The following is a 13786-nucleotide window of genomic DNA, read 5'->3' as shown; positions in this document are numbered from 1 at the left end:
TGGGTACATCAATGAATAACAAACACACTGACGCGGCGGAACATCATGCCGCGAAACGCCACTGGCTCAACTCGCACGAATCGGGTTACCACAAAGCAATGGGCAACCGTCAGGTACAGATGATCGCCATTGGCGGCGCCATCGGTACCGGTCTGTTCCTCGGCGCCGGGGCGCGTTTACAAATGGCGGGTCCGGCGCTGGCGCTGGTTTATCTGGTTTGCGGTATCTTCTCCTTCTTCATCCTTCGCGCCCTCGGCGAACTGGTTCTCCATCGCCCCTCCAGCGGTAGTTTCGTCTCTTACGCTCGTGAATTCCTCGGTGAAAAAGCCGCCTACGTCGCCGGCTGGATGTATTTCGTTAACTGGGCAATGACCGGTATCGTCGATATCACCGCCGTCGCCTTGTATATGCATTATTGGGGCGCTTTCGGCGATGTTCCGCAGTGGGTCTTCGCTCTTGGCGCGCTGGCGATCGTTGGCACCATGAATATGATCGGTGTGAAATGGTTCGCTGAGATGGAGTTCTGGTTCGCGTTGGTAAAAGTACTGGCTATTGTCGCATTCCTGGTAGTCGGCACGATTTTCCTCGGTACCGGAAAACCGCTCGATGGCAATGCCACCGGCTTCCATCTGATTACCGACAACGGCGGTTTCTTCCCCCACGGTCTGTTGCCGGCACTGGTGCTAGTTCAGGGCGTAGTCTTCGCCTTCGCTTCCATCGAGCTGGTGGGTACCGCGGCGGGCGAATGCAAAGACCCGGAAACCATGGTACCGAAAGCGATTAACAGCGTGATCTGGCGTATCGGCCTGTTCTACGTCGGTTCCGTCGTGCTATTGGTGCTGCTGCTGCCGTGGAACGCCTATCAGGCAGGGCAAAGCCCGTTCGTCACCTTCTTCTCGAAGCTCGGCGTACCATACATCGGTAGCGTGATGAACATCGTGGTATTAACGGCCGCCCTCTCCAGCCTGAACTCAGGCCTGTACTGCACCGGGCGAATTCTGCGTTCGATGTCGATGGGAGGTTCAGCGCCGAAGTTTATGTCGAAGATGAGCCGCCATCACGTCCCTTACGCCGGGATCCTCGCGACGCTGGCAGTCTACGTGGTGGGGGTTTTCCTCAACTATCTGGTGCCGTCGCAGGTATTTGAGATCGTGCTTAACGTCGCATCCCTGGGGATTATCGCTTCATGGGGCTTTATCGTGATCTGCCAGATGCGTCTGCGTAAGGCTATCAAGGAAGGCAAAGCGGCGGATGTGAGCTTCAAAATGCCGGGCGCGCCATTTACTTCATGGCTAACGCTGCTGTTCTTGCTGAGCGTACTGGTGTTGATGGCATTTGACTACCCGAACGGCACCTATACCATCGGGTCCATTCCGCTGCTGGCGGTGCTGCTGGTCGCAGGCTGGTTCGGCGTACGTAAACGCGTGGCTGATGTTCACAGCACGGCGCCGGGCGTTGAAAAACGCTAAGCGCTTTTCCATAACGGTTTGCCCCTCAGCGGGCAAACCGTCACCGAAAAATTAATTATCTTCCACCAGTTGAGCAACGTCGCTGCTGTTGATTTCGCGTTTGTTGCCAGACTCATCAATATAGCTGGTCATGCCGGTCTCTTTATCCAACTGCGGTTTGCCGTGGGTCACAATAGTTTGCCCACTTTTTGTCGTCATGACGTAATTAGAGCTGCAGCCTGCCAGAAGCGCCAGCATTGCCGCCGCGCAGATCACCATATATGGCTTTTTCATAATTTCTCCAGAATGATTACCACTCTCCCGCCGCGCGCGGGAAAAAGTAAGTGTATAACCTTTATAGTAATCAGGCTAATAGCGGTTTGTAACAGAGGATGAGACCCGGAGTAAGGAGGGGTCGCCCCCTCCCAGGGGATTACAGGGCAATGCGGATTACGTCGTCCGGCGCGGTGGCCTCTTTTTGACGAGTTGACTCCTGCTTCACGCTAACAAACAGCGTTTTTCCATCGGCGGACAGCGCCAGGCTATTCGGGAAGGTCGGCGTTTTGAAGGTTTTGACAACCTTATAGGTCTTAGCATCAATGACGCTGACTTCACCCGCTTTGCGATGGGTGACGTAGACTTCGTTGCGGGCCGGGTTAAACAGCACCGCTAAAGATTCCGGCGCGGCGATTTTTTGCAGCACTTTCCCGTCACGAATATCCACCACCAGCACTTCCGGCTGCTTGCTGTCGGTAATGAAAGCGCGGTGGCCGGCTGTATCCAGACTCAGGTTCAGGTAGAAATGCTCCTTACCGTCATCCTGCAGCTTCTTACGCGAGAGGATCTTATTGCTATCGGTATCGATAGTCAGCAGTTCGCCATCGGCATTGGTGGTGTAAAGACGTTTAGCGTCAGCATCGAGCGCCAGCCCGGTGGCCATCGCGCCGGTATTGGCAATGGTATCTTTCAGCGTCAGCTTGTCGCCATCCACCACCCAAATCACGCTCTCTTTACCCAGCCCGGAGATATACACGGTATTGGTTTTCTCATTCACCACCAGCTCACGCGGCTGCAGCGGGCGCACGGTATCACTACGTTTACGGTCATCGAGCACCAGTCGCCCTTTCACCGCGCTGGTTTTGGCATCTATTGCGGTCACGCTGCTATCAACGGTGTTGCCAAACCACAACGTCTGGGTGGTGTTATTGATGGTGGCGCCGAACGGTTTCAGGTCGTTATGAATAACCTGGGTGATGTCGAGCGTGGTCGGATCCAGACGATAGACGATGCCGCCCTTATCAAGGGAGCGGCTTTGCGAGGTGGCAACCCACAGCGCATTTTCCTGCTGGCTATACGCCATTTCGTACGCGCCTTTACCGACCGCTTTGCGCAGGAGCTCCTCGGCGGCGTGGGCGCTGAAGCTGCCTGCCAACAGTAACGACGTTAATAACAGAGAACGACGCAGACGCGGCGCGGATAACTGACGTAATGACATAACGATTCCCTTTATAGAACAATTAATTACTGGTTAGAGATGGCTTCCACAGCGTGAAGCTTAACTTCACTCTTTTTGTAAATGAGAATAGTAATCATTATTTATCGTAATGTGGAGCGTTAATTGCCTTTTTTGGTTAAAAGAATCACCTTTACTTGCCATTACTTAACGACCTGTTAGTTAATTCTTTTCAAAGAATTTACAAACGGTGTAACATATATACATATGTTCCATTTGGTACGTTTCTCTTTGCGAGTCGCTTTGATGAAGATTATTGCCATGCGCACGGTCGCGCTCCCCGCTTTATTACTCCCTCTCGTCGCCAACGTGCACGCCAGCACCAACGACGAACAAACCATGGTCGTCACGGCGACGCCTACCGCGGTTTCCGAACTGGATACCCCTGCCGCCGTCAGCGTAGTGAATGGCGATGATATGCGTCAGGCCGCCCCGCGAATTAACCTCTCGGAATCGCTCGGCGCGGTACCCGGTTTGCAGGTACAAAACCGGCAAAACTATGCTCAGGATTTGCAGTTGTCGATTCGTGGTTTCGGTTCCCGCTCCACCTACGGCGTGCGTGGCCTGCGGCTATATGTTGACGGTATCCCTGCCACCATGCCCGATGGCCAGGGGCAGACATCGAATATCGATATCGGCAGCATCGATAGCCTGGAAGTGTTACGCGGACCTTTTTCCGCGCTCTATGGCAACTCTTCCGGCGGCGTAATTAACGTCAATACCCAAACCGGCAGCCAGCCGCCGACCATCGAGGCCAGCAGCTACTACGGCAGCTTCGGTACCTGGCATTACGGACTGAAAGCAACCGGCGCCGTCGGCGACGGTAGCCAGGCAGGTGATGTCGACTACACGGTGTCGACCAACCGTTTCACCACTCATGGTTCTCGCGATCACAGCGGCGCGCGTAAAAATCTCGCCAACGCCAAATTAGGCGTGCGGATTAACGACGTCAGTAAATTAACATTGCTATTCAATAGCGTGGATATCAAAGCTAATGACCCGGGCGGATTGAGCTACGAGGAGTGGCAGAATAATCCGCGCCAATCGCCGCGCGGCGATCAATACAACACGCGTAAAACGGTGAAACAGACCCAGGCCGGGTTACGCTACGAACGCCAGCTTAGCCAGCAGGACGATCTGAGCGTGATGATGTACGCCGGCGAGCGCGAAACCACTCAGTACCAATCAATCCCGATGGCGCCGCAGCTGAAGCCCTCGCATTCCGGGGGCGTCATCGATTTAACTCGCCATTATCAGGGGATCGACACCCGCTGGACCCACCGCGGTGAATTACTGGTGCCGGTGACCTTTACCACCGGTCTTGATTACGAAAACATGAGCGAACGACGTAAGGGCTATGAAAACTACGTTCTGGTGAACGGCGCGCCGCAATACGGCGAACAGGGCGACCTGCGCCGTAATGAACGCAATCTGATGTGGAACCTGGATCCGTACCTGCAAACCCAGTGGCAGTTGACGCAGAAGCTTACCCTCGACGCTGGCGTCCGCTACAGTTCGGTGTGGTTTGACTCTAACGACTATTACGTCACTCCGGGTAACGGCGACGATAGCGGCGATGCCAGCTATCACAAATGGCTGCCAGCCGGTTCATTGAAATATGCCGTCACGGATGCCTGGAATATCTATCTTTCCGCCGGGCGCGGTTTTGAAACGCCGACAATCAATGAACTCTCGTATCGTTCCGGCAATCAGAGCGGATTAAACTTCGATCTTAAACCCTCCACAAATGAAACCGTGGAAATTGGCAGCAAAACGCGGATAGGCAACGGACTGTTCACCGCCGCGCTGTTCCAGACCGATACCGACAATGAGATTGTAGTCGACTCCAGCAGCGGCGGCCGCACCAGCTATAAAAACGCCGGTAAAACCCGTCGTCAGGGAATGGAACTTGGCCTCGACCAGCAGTTTGGCGACAGCTGGAAATTAAAAGCGGCATGGACCTGGCTCGATGCCACCTATCGCACGAACGTTTGCGGTTCGTCAGACTGCAACGGCAATCGCATTCCGGGCATCGCCCGCAATATGGGCTATGCCTCTTTCGGCTACCAGCCGGAACAGGGTTGGTACGCAGGGAGCGATATCCGTTATATGGGCGACATTATGGCCAACGACGCCAACACCGCCAAAGCGCCATCGTGGACCGTGGTTGGCCTGACCACCGGCTATAAGTGGAGCTACGGGAAAATGGATATGGATCTGTTCGGCCGGGTCGATAACCTGTTTGACCGTAATTACGCGGGCTCAGTGATTGTCAACGAATCCAATGGTCGTTATTACGAACCAGCGCCGGGCCGTAACTTCGGCATCGGTATGAATCTCGCCTGGCGTTTCGAGTAACTACGCCCGCCGATGGGTGATGATAAAAAAGGGATCCCAATTGGGATCCCTTTTTGATTCCGCCGCAGTCTGTTAGAACGCGCTTCTCAAGGACAATTCGAAAATAATTTTTTCCGCCTGGCAGGAGAAATTCACCGCCGCGTCCAGTTTCGCCTCATTACCCACCTGCTCAATCGTGTAATCTACGGACGGCGTTTCGCTGGCGGCGGCAACGGCGCGTTCGCGAATGGCCGCTACCGCGGACTCCGCCTCTTCACGGGTAGGGAAAAGTTTCTCGACCCGGTAAACGCAGTCTTCGTTATCGATAATGGTGCCAACATCAATGGCGCAGCCTTTGGTACTGCATTTATCAACTACATCTTTCATCACATTAACCTCTTAAGTTTCCTTAAGGATAAAAAGCCGCTCACGGAAAAGCAAACCATTAATAAAAGTATGGATTAGTCATTTTGTTGGTTAAAGGCGGCGAAAGCGCCCCCGCACGCGTCTTCGGGGGCGTTAGAGAAGGCGGTGACGTTACTCGTCCGCTGCGACGTTAATCACCACTTTGCCGAAGTTTTCTCCCTTCAGCAGACCAATCAGCGCCTGCGGCGCCTGCGCCAGGCCATCAATCTGCTGCTCGCGATATTTGATTTTACCTTCCTGTACCCAGCGCCCCATTTGCTGCTGGAACTCGGCAATGCGATGGCCGTAATCCTGGCCGATGATAAAGCCCTGCATACGAATACGTTTTTTAAGGATCGTCGCCATCAGCAGCGGCAGCCGATCCGGTCCATCCGGCAGCGAGGTGGCGTTGTAGCCGCTAACCAATCCGCACACGGGAACCCGCGCCGCGGTATTCAGCAACGGCAGAACCGCATCAAAGACTTTACCGCCGACGTTCTCATAATAGACATCGATTCCCTGCGGACACGCCTGCGCCAGCTGCTGGCTGAAATCCGCAGCGCGGTGATCAAGACAAACATCGAAGCCTAAAGTCTCTACCGCATAACGACATTTCTCGACGCCGCCGGCAATGCCGACGGTGCGGCAACCCTTAAGTTTGCCGATCTGCCCGACGGTTGCCCCCACCGGGCCGGTTGCCGCCGCTACCACCAGCGTTTCGCCCGCTTTCGGCTGGCCGATGTCCAGCAGCCCCATATAAGCGGTAAATCCCGGCATACCTAACACCCCCAGCGCCCAGGAAGGGTGTTCAGGATTGTCGCCGAGCTTAACTAAATCGCTACCATCGGAAAGCGCATAATCCTGCCAGCCACTATAGCCAAGCACCCACTCACCGGGTTTAAAATCAGGGTGATTAGAGCTCACCACACGGCTTACCGTCCCCCCGACCATCACCGCGCCAATCTCCACCGGTGGCGAATAAGAAGGCGCATCGCTCATCCGTCCGCGCATATAAGGGTCGAGTGACAAATAAATAGTCCGCAGCAGGATCTGGTTCGCCCCCGGCGTCGGCAGATCGCCCTCTTCCAGTCTGAAATTTTCGGCGGTAGGTTCACCGTGCGGGCGTGAAGCCAATACCCAGCGGTGATGGCGTTGTGGATTAGCGGTCATAGCAAACTCCTCTTGTTAACGGCCTGTACTGAGGCTAGCCGTTTTATGCTTAACGCGCTTTAACATTATGAGCCGGATTGATTCAGGCGTACCACCAGATAGACGCAAGTCTCGCTGGACTCATTGATAAACCGGCAATCGTTGGGCGGCCCCAGTTCCAGACAATCCCCCGCCTGCATCTGATGGCGAATATTCCCTTCAACAAAAACTAATTCACCCTGCTGTAGCCAGATGAGCTGTCGCGCCAGCGCGTACGAAGAAGCGGGCATCGGTACATCGCTGCCGGCCGGCAATTCTATTTGCACCAGGTCGATCGGCAGATCGCTACGCGGCGAGACGTGCCGGCGCAAATAGTGGCTTTGCGGATCGCGCCACACCGGCTGGTTGGCAAAGCGCAAAAGCTTGCCCTCCTGCATCTCTGCACGCGCAATTAACGTCGACATACTGATGCCAAACGCGCCAGAGAGACGGCCCAGCATCGCCGCGGTGGGGCTACTCTCGCCACGTTCAATTTTATGCACCATTGCCCGCGAGGCCCCGGCGCGTTCAGCCAAATCGCTCAACGACCAGCCGCGGGACTCGCGTTCGATACGAATGCGTGCGCTAATGCGCTGGTTGAGGTTGTCTTCTATAGTATTCATGGCGTAACAATATAGTGCGCACCACCGTATTACACAACTGTCCGCTATCCCCGACACTGCGCGTTCTGTATAAAATTTATTGCTAAAACTGATGACAGCCTGCCGTTCATTATTGTAATAATACCGTACTACTATAGTGTACAGACTTTGAGGCTTGCTATGTCCATCCGCCATGCCAGTAAAGACGATTGCGCGGCGATCGCCGAAATCTATAATCACGCCGTACTGCATACCGCTGCCATCTGGAATGACAAAACCGTCGATACCGATAACCGTATTGCCTGGTTTGAAGCCCGGCAGATTGCCGGTTATCCGGTGCTGGTGAGTGAAGAAAACGGCGTCATTACCGGGTACTCCTCGTTCGGCGACTGGCGCGCATTTGACGGTTTCCGCCATACCGTTGAACATTCGGTGTATGTCCATCCCGATCATCAAGGTAAGGGGATCGGCCGCAAGTTGTTAGTCGCGCTTATCGCTGAAGCGCGACGCCTGCGTAAACATGTGATGGTAGCCGGAATTGAATCCCGCAATAACGCTTCGTTGCATCTGCATGAAACCCTGGGATTTATCACCAGTGGGCAGATGCCGCAGGTGGGGACTAAATTCGGCCGCTGGCTGGATTTGACCTTTATGCAGCTACAGCTCGACGATCGCCTGGATCCGGACGGCGAGGCATGAATCAGTCGCTCACCCTTGCCTGCCTGATAGCGGCGGGTGTCGGTCTGGTGTTGCAAAACACCCTGATGGTCCGTATTACCCAATCCGCCTCGACGATTCTTATCGCCATGTTGCTCAATTCGCTGGTGGGAATTGTTATTTTTGTGACTATTTTGCTATTGCGCCACGGCGCGGCAGGTTTTCAGGAACTGGCGCTGAATATCAAATGGTGGACCCTCATCCCCGGCCTGCTGGGATCGTTTTTCGTCTTCGCCAGCATCAGCGGTTATCAAACCGTAGGGGCGGCGACGACCATTGCGGTACTGGTGGCCAGTCAGCTGGTAGGCGGGTTGATTATTGATTTGATTCGCGCCCACGGCGTGCCGATTAGGGCGTTAATCGGGCCAGTATGCGGGGCGGTGATGCTGGTGGTCGGCGCCTGGTTGGTGGCCAGGCGCCAGTTTTGAGCTCACCCTTAAAGGATCTCGCCGCCCTTGGTTAACTGCTCGCGGCGCGCTTCCTGATCTTCATGATGTTGACGCCCGTGATGGGCTATCGCGGTGCGCAGGCGCTGCTGCTGGGTATAGCGTTCTTCACGGCCCAGTTCAGCATCATCGCTTAACGCTATCAGTAGCTCGTTCATATGGCTAATCACGCCCCCGGCAATGGTCTCATCGACCCTGGCAATGACATCGTCCAGATGGGCCATCCTACTCTCCTTTTTGATCAATTCAGCTTCGCTTTGGAAAAATCGCTTCCCATCAGACTCACGCTGTAGCCGCTGACGTTGCTGCGGGTGGCGTAGAAAGTTTTACCCGTCGCCAGCGTGATCCACGGCGCCTGCTGATAGAAAATTTCCTGGGCCTGTTGGTAGAGTTTAGCGCGCGCCTGCGGATCGCTTAGCAGAAGCGCTTTTTTCACCAGCGCATCATAGGACTTATCGCACCAGCGCGCCAAGTTAGAGCCAGTTTTGATATTATCACAGCTCAGCAGCGTGCCGGCGAAGTTGTCCGGGTCGCCGTTATCGGACATCCAGCCAAACAGCGCGCTATCATGCTCGCCCTTGCGCATCCCGGAAAGGTATTCGCCCCATTCATAGCTGACGATTTTCGCTTTAATGCCGACTTTGCTCCAGTCGTTCTGAATCATTTCAGCGACCCGCTTCGAGTTCGGGTTATACGGGCGCTGTACCGGCATCGACCACAGGGTCACTTCTGCGCCCTGCTCCAATCCCGCCTGCTTAAGCAGCTCTTTCGCCTTCTGCGGATTGTAGTCGTAATCCGGTAAATCCTTCTTGTAACCGAGCATATTGGCCGGGATCGGCGATTTCGCCACGTTGCCGGAATCAAGGAAGACCGCTTTCACAATCGCCTGTTTGTCGGTGGCGTAGTTCAGCGCCTGACGTACCAGCACGTTATCAAACGGTTTCTTTTCAGTATTAAATGCCAGATACCCCACGTTCAACGCTTCCACCGCGTGTAGCGCCAGATCTTTATTCCCTTTAATCACCGGGAACTGTACCGGCGATGGCGCGGGAATAATCTGGCATTCATTGGTCTGCAGCTTAGCCAGACGAGTCTCAACGTTCGGCGTAATCGAGAAGATCAGATGTTTAGTCGGCACCTCGCCTTCCCAATAGTGCGGGTTGGCAATATAGCGGATTTGTGAATCCACTTTATACTGCTGGAGCGCGTACGGGCCGGTGCCAATCGGCCAGCTATCGACGTATTCCGGCGTTCCTTTTTTCAACATCGCATCGGCATATTCCGCAGAAAGAATCGAAGCGAAATCCATCCCCCAGTCGGCGAGAAACGCCGCGTTGGGCTCGCTCAGCACAAACTGAACGTGATAATCATCGATCTTCCTCACTTCTTTAATCAGCTTATCAAGACCGACGTCGTGGAAATATTCATAATTGCCCTGCGACACGTTGTGATAAGGATGCTGCGGATCCTGCTGGCGCAGCACCGAGAACAGCACATCATCCGCATTGAAATCGCGGGTCGGCTTAAAGTATTTATTGCTGTTGAACTGCACGCCTTTACGCAGCGTAAAGGTCCAGGTTTTACCATCCGGAGACACTTTCCATTCGGTCGCCAGCGACGGAATCGGCGTGTTTTTAAGCGGGTCGAAGGTAATCAGGCGGTTATAGAGCACCTGCGAGCTGGCAACGAATGAAGGGCCAGAGCTGGCGATTTGCGGGTTAAAGGATTCCGGCGAGGCTTCCGAGCAGTAGACCAGCGTGTCGTTGGATGCCGCCCACGCGGCGCCGGCCGGTAACAGCGCGCTTAAAGCCAGCGCAAGTAGTGATTTCCCTGTAGACATGGTTATAAACCTTATAAATTTGTTATATGCCTACTAATAACAGCACAGCGGAATACAACCAGCAAATAATGAATCGCTATTAGATTCACACTTTAACTCATAAGGTTAGCGCTGTTTGCTTTGCTTAACGTCACTATCATCAGCGACTCCCGCACCGGTACGACAAAATGATTATTTACGACTAAGATCCAATCGCGTGCCGCATTGTCCCATTTCAGTCAAAGGAGCGTTACATGACGAATTCGATTTATCAGCCTATCACTCTCAACGACCCGCGGTTGTTGCAATTTGCCGAAGAGTTGAATCCTGGCGCCAGTCCAATCTATCTCCCGGTTATTGATAAACCGGGGCCCGAGGGAAACGCCTACTGGAACGTCAGCGCGGCGATCGAACAGGTCGGTGGAAAAATGCTGCTGGGCTGGGAGATAAACTACTGGCCGGGCTGTTTTCTGGTCGCAACGCATCACGCCGCCTTACAGGCCGACGATGGAGGGATTTATGATGTAACCCGACGTTCGCCAGCGGCGGCAGTACCCACCGTTAATCTATTCGTTCCCGACGACTCAATTGCTATTGATCTTGATAAAACGCCGGCCGTGAAATCACGATTTTATATATTACATTCCGCCGCGCAAATTACGGACTATCTCAGGGCTTATGACAATCTCAACGCTTTTGAGAAAAAGCTAAGCGATAGGCTTTATGAGATCGGCTATCGCTGTGAAACAAATAAAGCGTTGGCGAGCGGCGTCGTCGGCACAACGCCTGCCTTCGTGGAAGGCAGTTCGGTCGATATTGACGAAATAAAAATGAATATTTCCGAGTTAAGCTGGATTTTAAAAGACAAAATTAAAAGGCTAAAACAATATTCTGACGCGCTACAGGAACAGCCATTACATTAACTATCCTCTGTGGGCTGTGGCGAATAGATTGTGTTTGCTGCGGCCCATGTTCGCCGTTCTCATTATTGTACTAAGTTGTGACCCGCTGAGAAATCTGCAAAAAAATTGTGCGATAACCGCCCTTTCGCCGCTACGCAATGAGGTAAGGCGGTAGACTCGACGCTCCGCAGACCAATGAGGTTACGCTAATGACAATAACCTGCAGCTTATATAGCGGCGGCCGCTGGCACGATGCCGAAGGTCACGCCACTTTCACTCGCCGTTATCCGCAACATAGCGAGATAGCCTCTACCGCCGCAGCGGCGAGCATCAATGACGCTCGTCGCTGCGCAGAAGCAGCAGCCGCCGCATTCCCCTCATGGCGCGACACCATCCCCTCCGAACGTCGCCGGCTGTTGTTGGAAGCCGCCGAGCAAATGCAGCGTAGAGAGGCGAAATTTATCGCTACTATGGCGGCGGAGACCGGCGCGACAGCGCACTGGGCCGGATTCAACGTACACCTGGCGGCAGATATTTTGCGTGAAGCCGCGGCCTTAACCACGCAAATCGAAGGTCAGATTATTCCCTCCAACGTGGCCGGCAATCTGGCGATGGGCGTACGTCAGGGGGCCGGCGTGGTGCTGGCTATGGCGCCGTGGAATGCGCCGCTCATTCTGGCGACCCGTGCCATCGCCACGCCGCTGGCCTGTGGCAATACGGTTATCCTTAAGGGCTCGGAACTCTCACCGGCGACGCAAAGCTTAATCGTCGATGCCCTCGCGGCGGCGGGATTTCCCGATGGAGTAGTGAATTATCTTACCTGCTCGCCAGCCGATGCGCCTGCGCTGGTGGAGACGCTGATTGCTCACCCTGCCATACGACGGGTCAATTTTACCGGGTCGACCCCGGTTGGGCGCATTATTGCCCGCACCTGCGGAGAGCATCTGAAACCTGCGATACTTGAACTGGGTGGCAAAGCGCCGCTGTTAGTCCTGGATGACGCAGATTTACAACAAGCCGCGGCTGGCGCGATTTTCGGCGCTTTTGCCAACGCCGGACAGATTTGTATGTCCACCGAACGCATTATTGTCGATGAGAGCATCGCGGATGAGTTCGTCGCATTAATCAGCCAACGCGCTTCCGCACTACCTTCTACGCTTCTCGGCCCGGTGGTCGATTTGAAAACGGTACAACGCTGCAACGCGTTGATTGATGATGCGCTAAGTAAAGGCGCACATATACTCTGCGGTGGAAAAGCGGATTCGACGCAAATGCGCGCCACCCTGCTGGATGGCGTGACGCGTGAAATGCGCATATGGCATGAGGAATCTTTTGGCCCGGTCAAATCGGTGATCCGGGTTAACGGCGAGGAAGAGGCTCTGGCCGTCGCGAACGATAGCGAATACGGCCTGGCGGCAGCGGTTTATAGCCGCGATAGCGCTCGCGCCTGGAATGTAGCGCAAAATCTGCAAACCGGTATTTGCCATATTAACGGCCCTACCGTACATGATGAAGCGCAGATGCCGTTCGGCGGCTGTAAATCGTCCGGCTATGGCCGCTTTGGAGGGCGCGCCGGGATCGCTGAATTCACCGAGCTTCGCTGGATAACCATGCAAACTCGGCCACGCGAATTACCATTCTGATTTCCCGCGATGCTTTCAGACCAGCCCGGCAATCGCGCGCGCCAGCGCGGCCGGGTTTTCCCATGCCATCGAATGCCCCGCCTGTGGTATGACAGCCAATGCGATACCCGCAGTTTCGACGTCTTCCGCTTCCTGTGAGGGTAGCGATAAACTACCGTAGATAAGCGTTTTACGGCATTGCAGGTGAATAAAACGCTCAAACCACGAGGGAGAAGCGCCTACTACCAGGCTGGTAGCTCCCCGCCATAACGCCCACGGTGCGCTATTTTGTAGGCAACCTTTCCATGGGGACGTTTCTGCCGCCAGCATCGACTGATAGCCGTTGGCGATAAAATCATCTTCCGTCTGTCCGGCGATTTTACAGCTATAGAATCCCCCACCGGCATAGAGATTGGGCTCGGCGACAATTAAGGCCTCAACGCGTTTGCCCAGCCGCTGCGCTGCCTCAATAGCCACACTGCCCCCCATACTATGGCCGTAGAGAATGCAGCGGCTGACCTGCAATTTGTTCAGCCACTCCACAACGACCGCAGCCTGGTCAGCAATTCGGTAACCAAACTGAAGCGGTTTATCGCTGTAACCATAGCCTGGAAGATCAATTAGTAAGGCCCGGCGCCCATTCAATATAGGGTTAGAAACCACTGGCGGGTAATCGTATGAAGAGGCGCAACCTAACCCATGAATGAACACAATAGGGTCCCCCTGGCCTTGGAAATCAAACCAACGGACCGTTGCGCCGGCTAAATGCGAATAGAAGCTGTTCATC

The 13786-nt window shown here is 54.5% G+C and carries 14 protein-coding genes; 6 read left to right on the top strand and 8 right to left on the bottom strand.

Features of this window, described 5'->3' with window-relative positions; genetic code table 11:
* Positions 1-11: 11 nt before the first annotated feature.
* On the top strand, positions 12-1469 hold the full coding sequence (gene ansP / locus ABLV78_RS11635; protein ID WP_045382500.1) for an L-asparagine permease: 1458 nt from the start codon (positions 12-14) through the stop codon (positions 1467-1469).
* A gap of 51 nt (positions 1470-1520) precedes the next feature.
* Here the strand turns inward: ansP and ABLV78_RS11630 are convergent, their stop codons facing one another.
* The gene (locus tag ABLV78_RS11630; RefSeq protein ID WP_015366425.1) at positions 1521-1742 is read right to left on the bottom strand and encodes a YgdI/YgdR family lipoprotein; all 222 of its coding nucleotides are present in this window, start codon (positions 1740-1742) and stop codon (positions 1521-1523) included.
* A gap of 139 nt (positions 1743-1881) precedes the next feature.
* Positions 1882-2943: a 7-bladed beta-propeller protein YncE gene (gene yncE, locus ABLV78_RS11625; protein WP_045394050.1), complete on the bottom strand. Its 1062-nt coding sequence runs from the start codon at positions 2941-2943 to the stop codon at positions 1882-1884.
* 264 nt (positions 2944-3207) lie between these two features.
* Between yncE and pqqU the strand changes: the two genes are divergently transcribed.
* On the top strand, positions 3208-5319 hold the full coding sequence (pqqU, locus tag ABLV78_RS11620; RefSeq protein WP_047048732.1) for a TonB-dependent receptor PqqU: 2112 nt from the start codon (positions 3208-3210) through the stop codon (positions 5317-5319).
* A 72-nt stretch (positions 5320-5391) separates the two neighbouring features.
* Here pqqU and ABLV78_RS11615 read toward each other — a convergent pair whose 3' ends face one another.
* The 3 genes from ABLV78_RS11615 to ABLV78_RS11605 all read right to left on the bottom strand — a co-directional run bounded on the left by ABLV78_RS11615 (position 5392) and on the right by ABLV78_RS11605 (position 7514).
* Complete coding sequence (locus ABLV78_RS11615; protein WP_047048733.1) at positions 5392-5685, bottom strand: DUF406 domain-containing protein; 294 nt, start codon at positions 5683-5685, stop codon at positions 5392-5394.
* 150 nt (positions 5686-5835) lie between these two features.
* Complete coding sequence (curA, locus tag ABLV78_RS11610) at positions 5836-6873, bottom strand: NADPH-dependent curcumin/dihydrocurcumin reductase (protein WP_047048737.1); 1038 nt, start codon at positions 6871-6873, stop codon at positions 5836-5838.
* Between the two features lie 65 nt (positions 6874-6938).
* Positions 6939-7514 carry a helix-turn-helix domain-containing protein gene (locus ABLV78_RS11605; protein WP_047048740.1) on the bottom strand — a complete coding sequence of 192 codons (576 nt, stop codon included), beginning with the start codon at positions 7512-7514 and terminating at the stop codon, positions 6939-6941.
* A 159-nt stretch (positions 7515-7673) separates the two neighbouring features.
* Here ABLV78_RS11605 and ABLV78_RS11600 point away from each other — a divergent pair, with 159 nt between their 5' ends.
* Together ABLV78_RS11600 and ABLV78_RS11595 are read left to right on the top strand one after the other, a co-directional pair.
* Positions 7674-8192 (top strand): GNAT family N-acetyltransferase, encoded by a 519-nt coding sequence (locus ABLV78_RS11600; protein WP_047048742.1) that lies wholly within the window; start codon positions 7674-7676, stop codon positions 8190-8192.
* Positions 8189-8638, top strand: a complete 450-nt coding sequence (locus ABLV78_RS11595) for a DMT family transporter (RefSeq protein WP_047048744.1) — start codon at positions 8189-8191, stop codon at positions 8636-8638. The genes ABLV78_RS11600 and ABLV78_RS11595 overlap by 4 nt, the downstream gene beginning before the upstream one ends.
* An 8-nt stretch (positions 8639-8646) precedes the next feature.
* Here the strand turns inward: ABLV78_RS11595 and ABLV78_RS11590 are convergent, their stop codons facing one another.
* Entirely contained in the window at positions 8647-8880 is a 234-nt protein-coding gene (locus tag ABLV78_RS11590) for a YdcY family protein (RefSeq protein ID WP_047048747.1), read from the bottom strand.
* Positions 8881-8897: 17 nt separating this feature from the next.
* Complete coding sequence (locus ABLV78_RS11585; protein ID WP_047048750.1) at positions 8898-10496, bottom strand: ABC transporter substrate-binding protein; 1599 nt, start codon at positions 10494-10496, stop codon at positions 8898-8900.
* Positions 10497-10729: 233 nt separating this feature from the next.
* On the opposite strand from ABLV78_RS11585, the gene ABLV78_RS11580 reads away from it, so the two are divergent.
* Both ABLV78_RS11580 and ABLV78_RS11575 read left to right on the top strand, forming a co-directional pair.
* Positions 10730-11398, top strand: coding sequence for a hypothetical protein (locus ABLV78_RS11580; protein WP_047048753.1), 669 nt, complete (start codon positions 10730-10732; stop codon positions 11396-11398).
* Between the two features lie 188 nt (positions 11399-11586).
* The gene (locus tag ABLV78_RS11575; RefSeq protein ID WP_047048756.1) at positions 11587-13020 is read left to right on the top strand and encodes an aldehyde dehydrogenase; all 1434 of its coding nucleotides are present in this window, start codon (positions 11587-11589) and stop codon (positions 13018-13020) included.
* A 15-nt stretch (positions 13021-13035) separates the two neighbouring features.
* Here ABLV78_RS11575 and ABLV78_RS11570 read toward each other — a convergent pair whose 3' ends face one another.
* Complete coding sequence (locus ABLV78_RS11570; protein ID WP_045394028.1) at positions 13036-13785, bottom strand: alpha/beta fold hydrolase; 750 nt, start codon at positions 13783-13785, stop codon at positions 13036-13038.
* Position 13786: the final 1 nt, after the last annotated feature.

This window comes from Klebsiella sp. CN_Kp075 (genome assembly GCF_040065055.2).
Taxonomy (GTDB): Bacteria; Pseudomonadota; Gammaproteobacteria; order Enterobacterales; family Enterobacteriaceae; genus Klebsiella; species Klebsiella aerogenes.
This window is presented reverse-complemented; position numbering and strand designations above follow the sequence as displayed.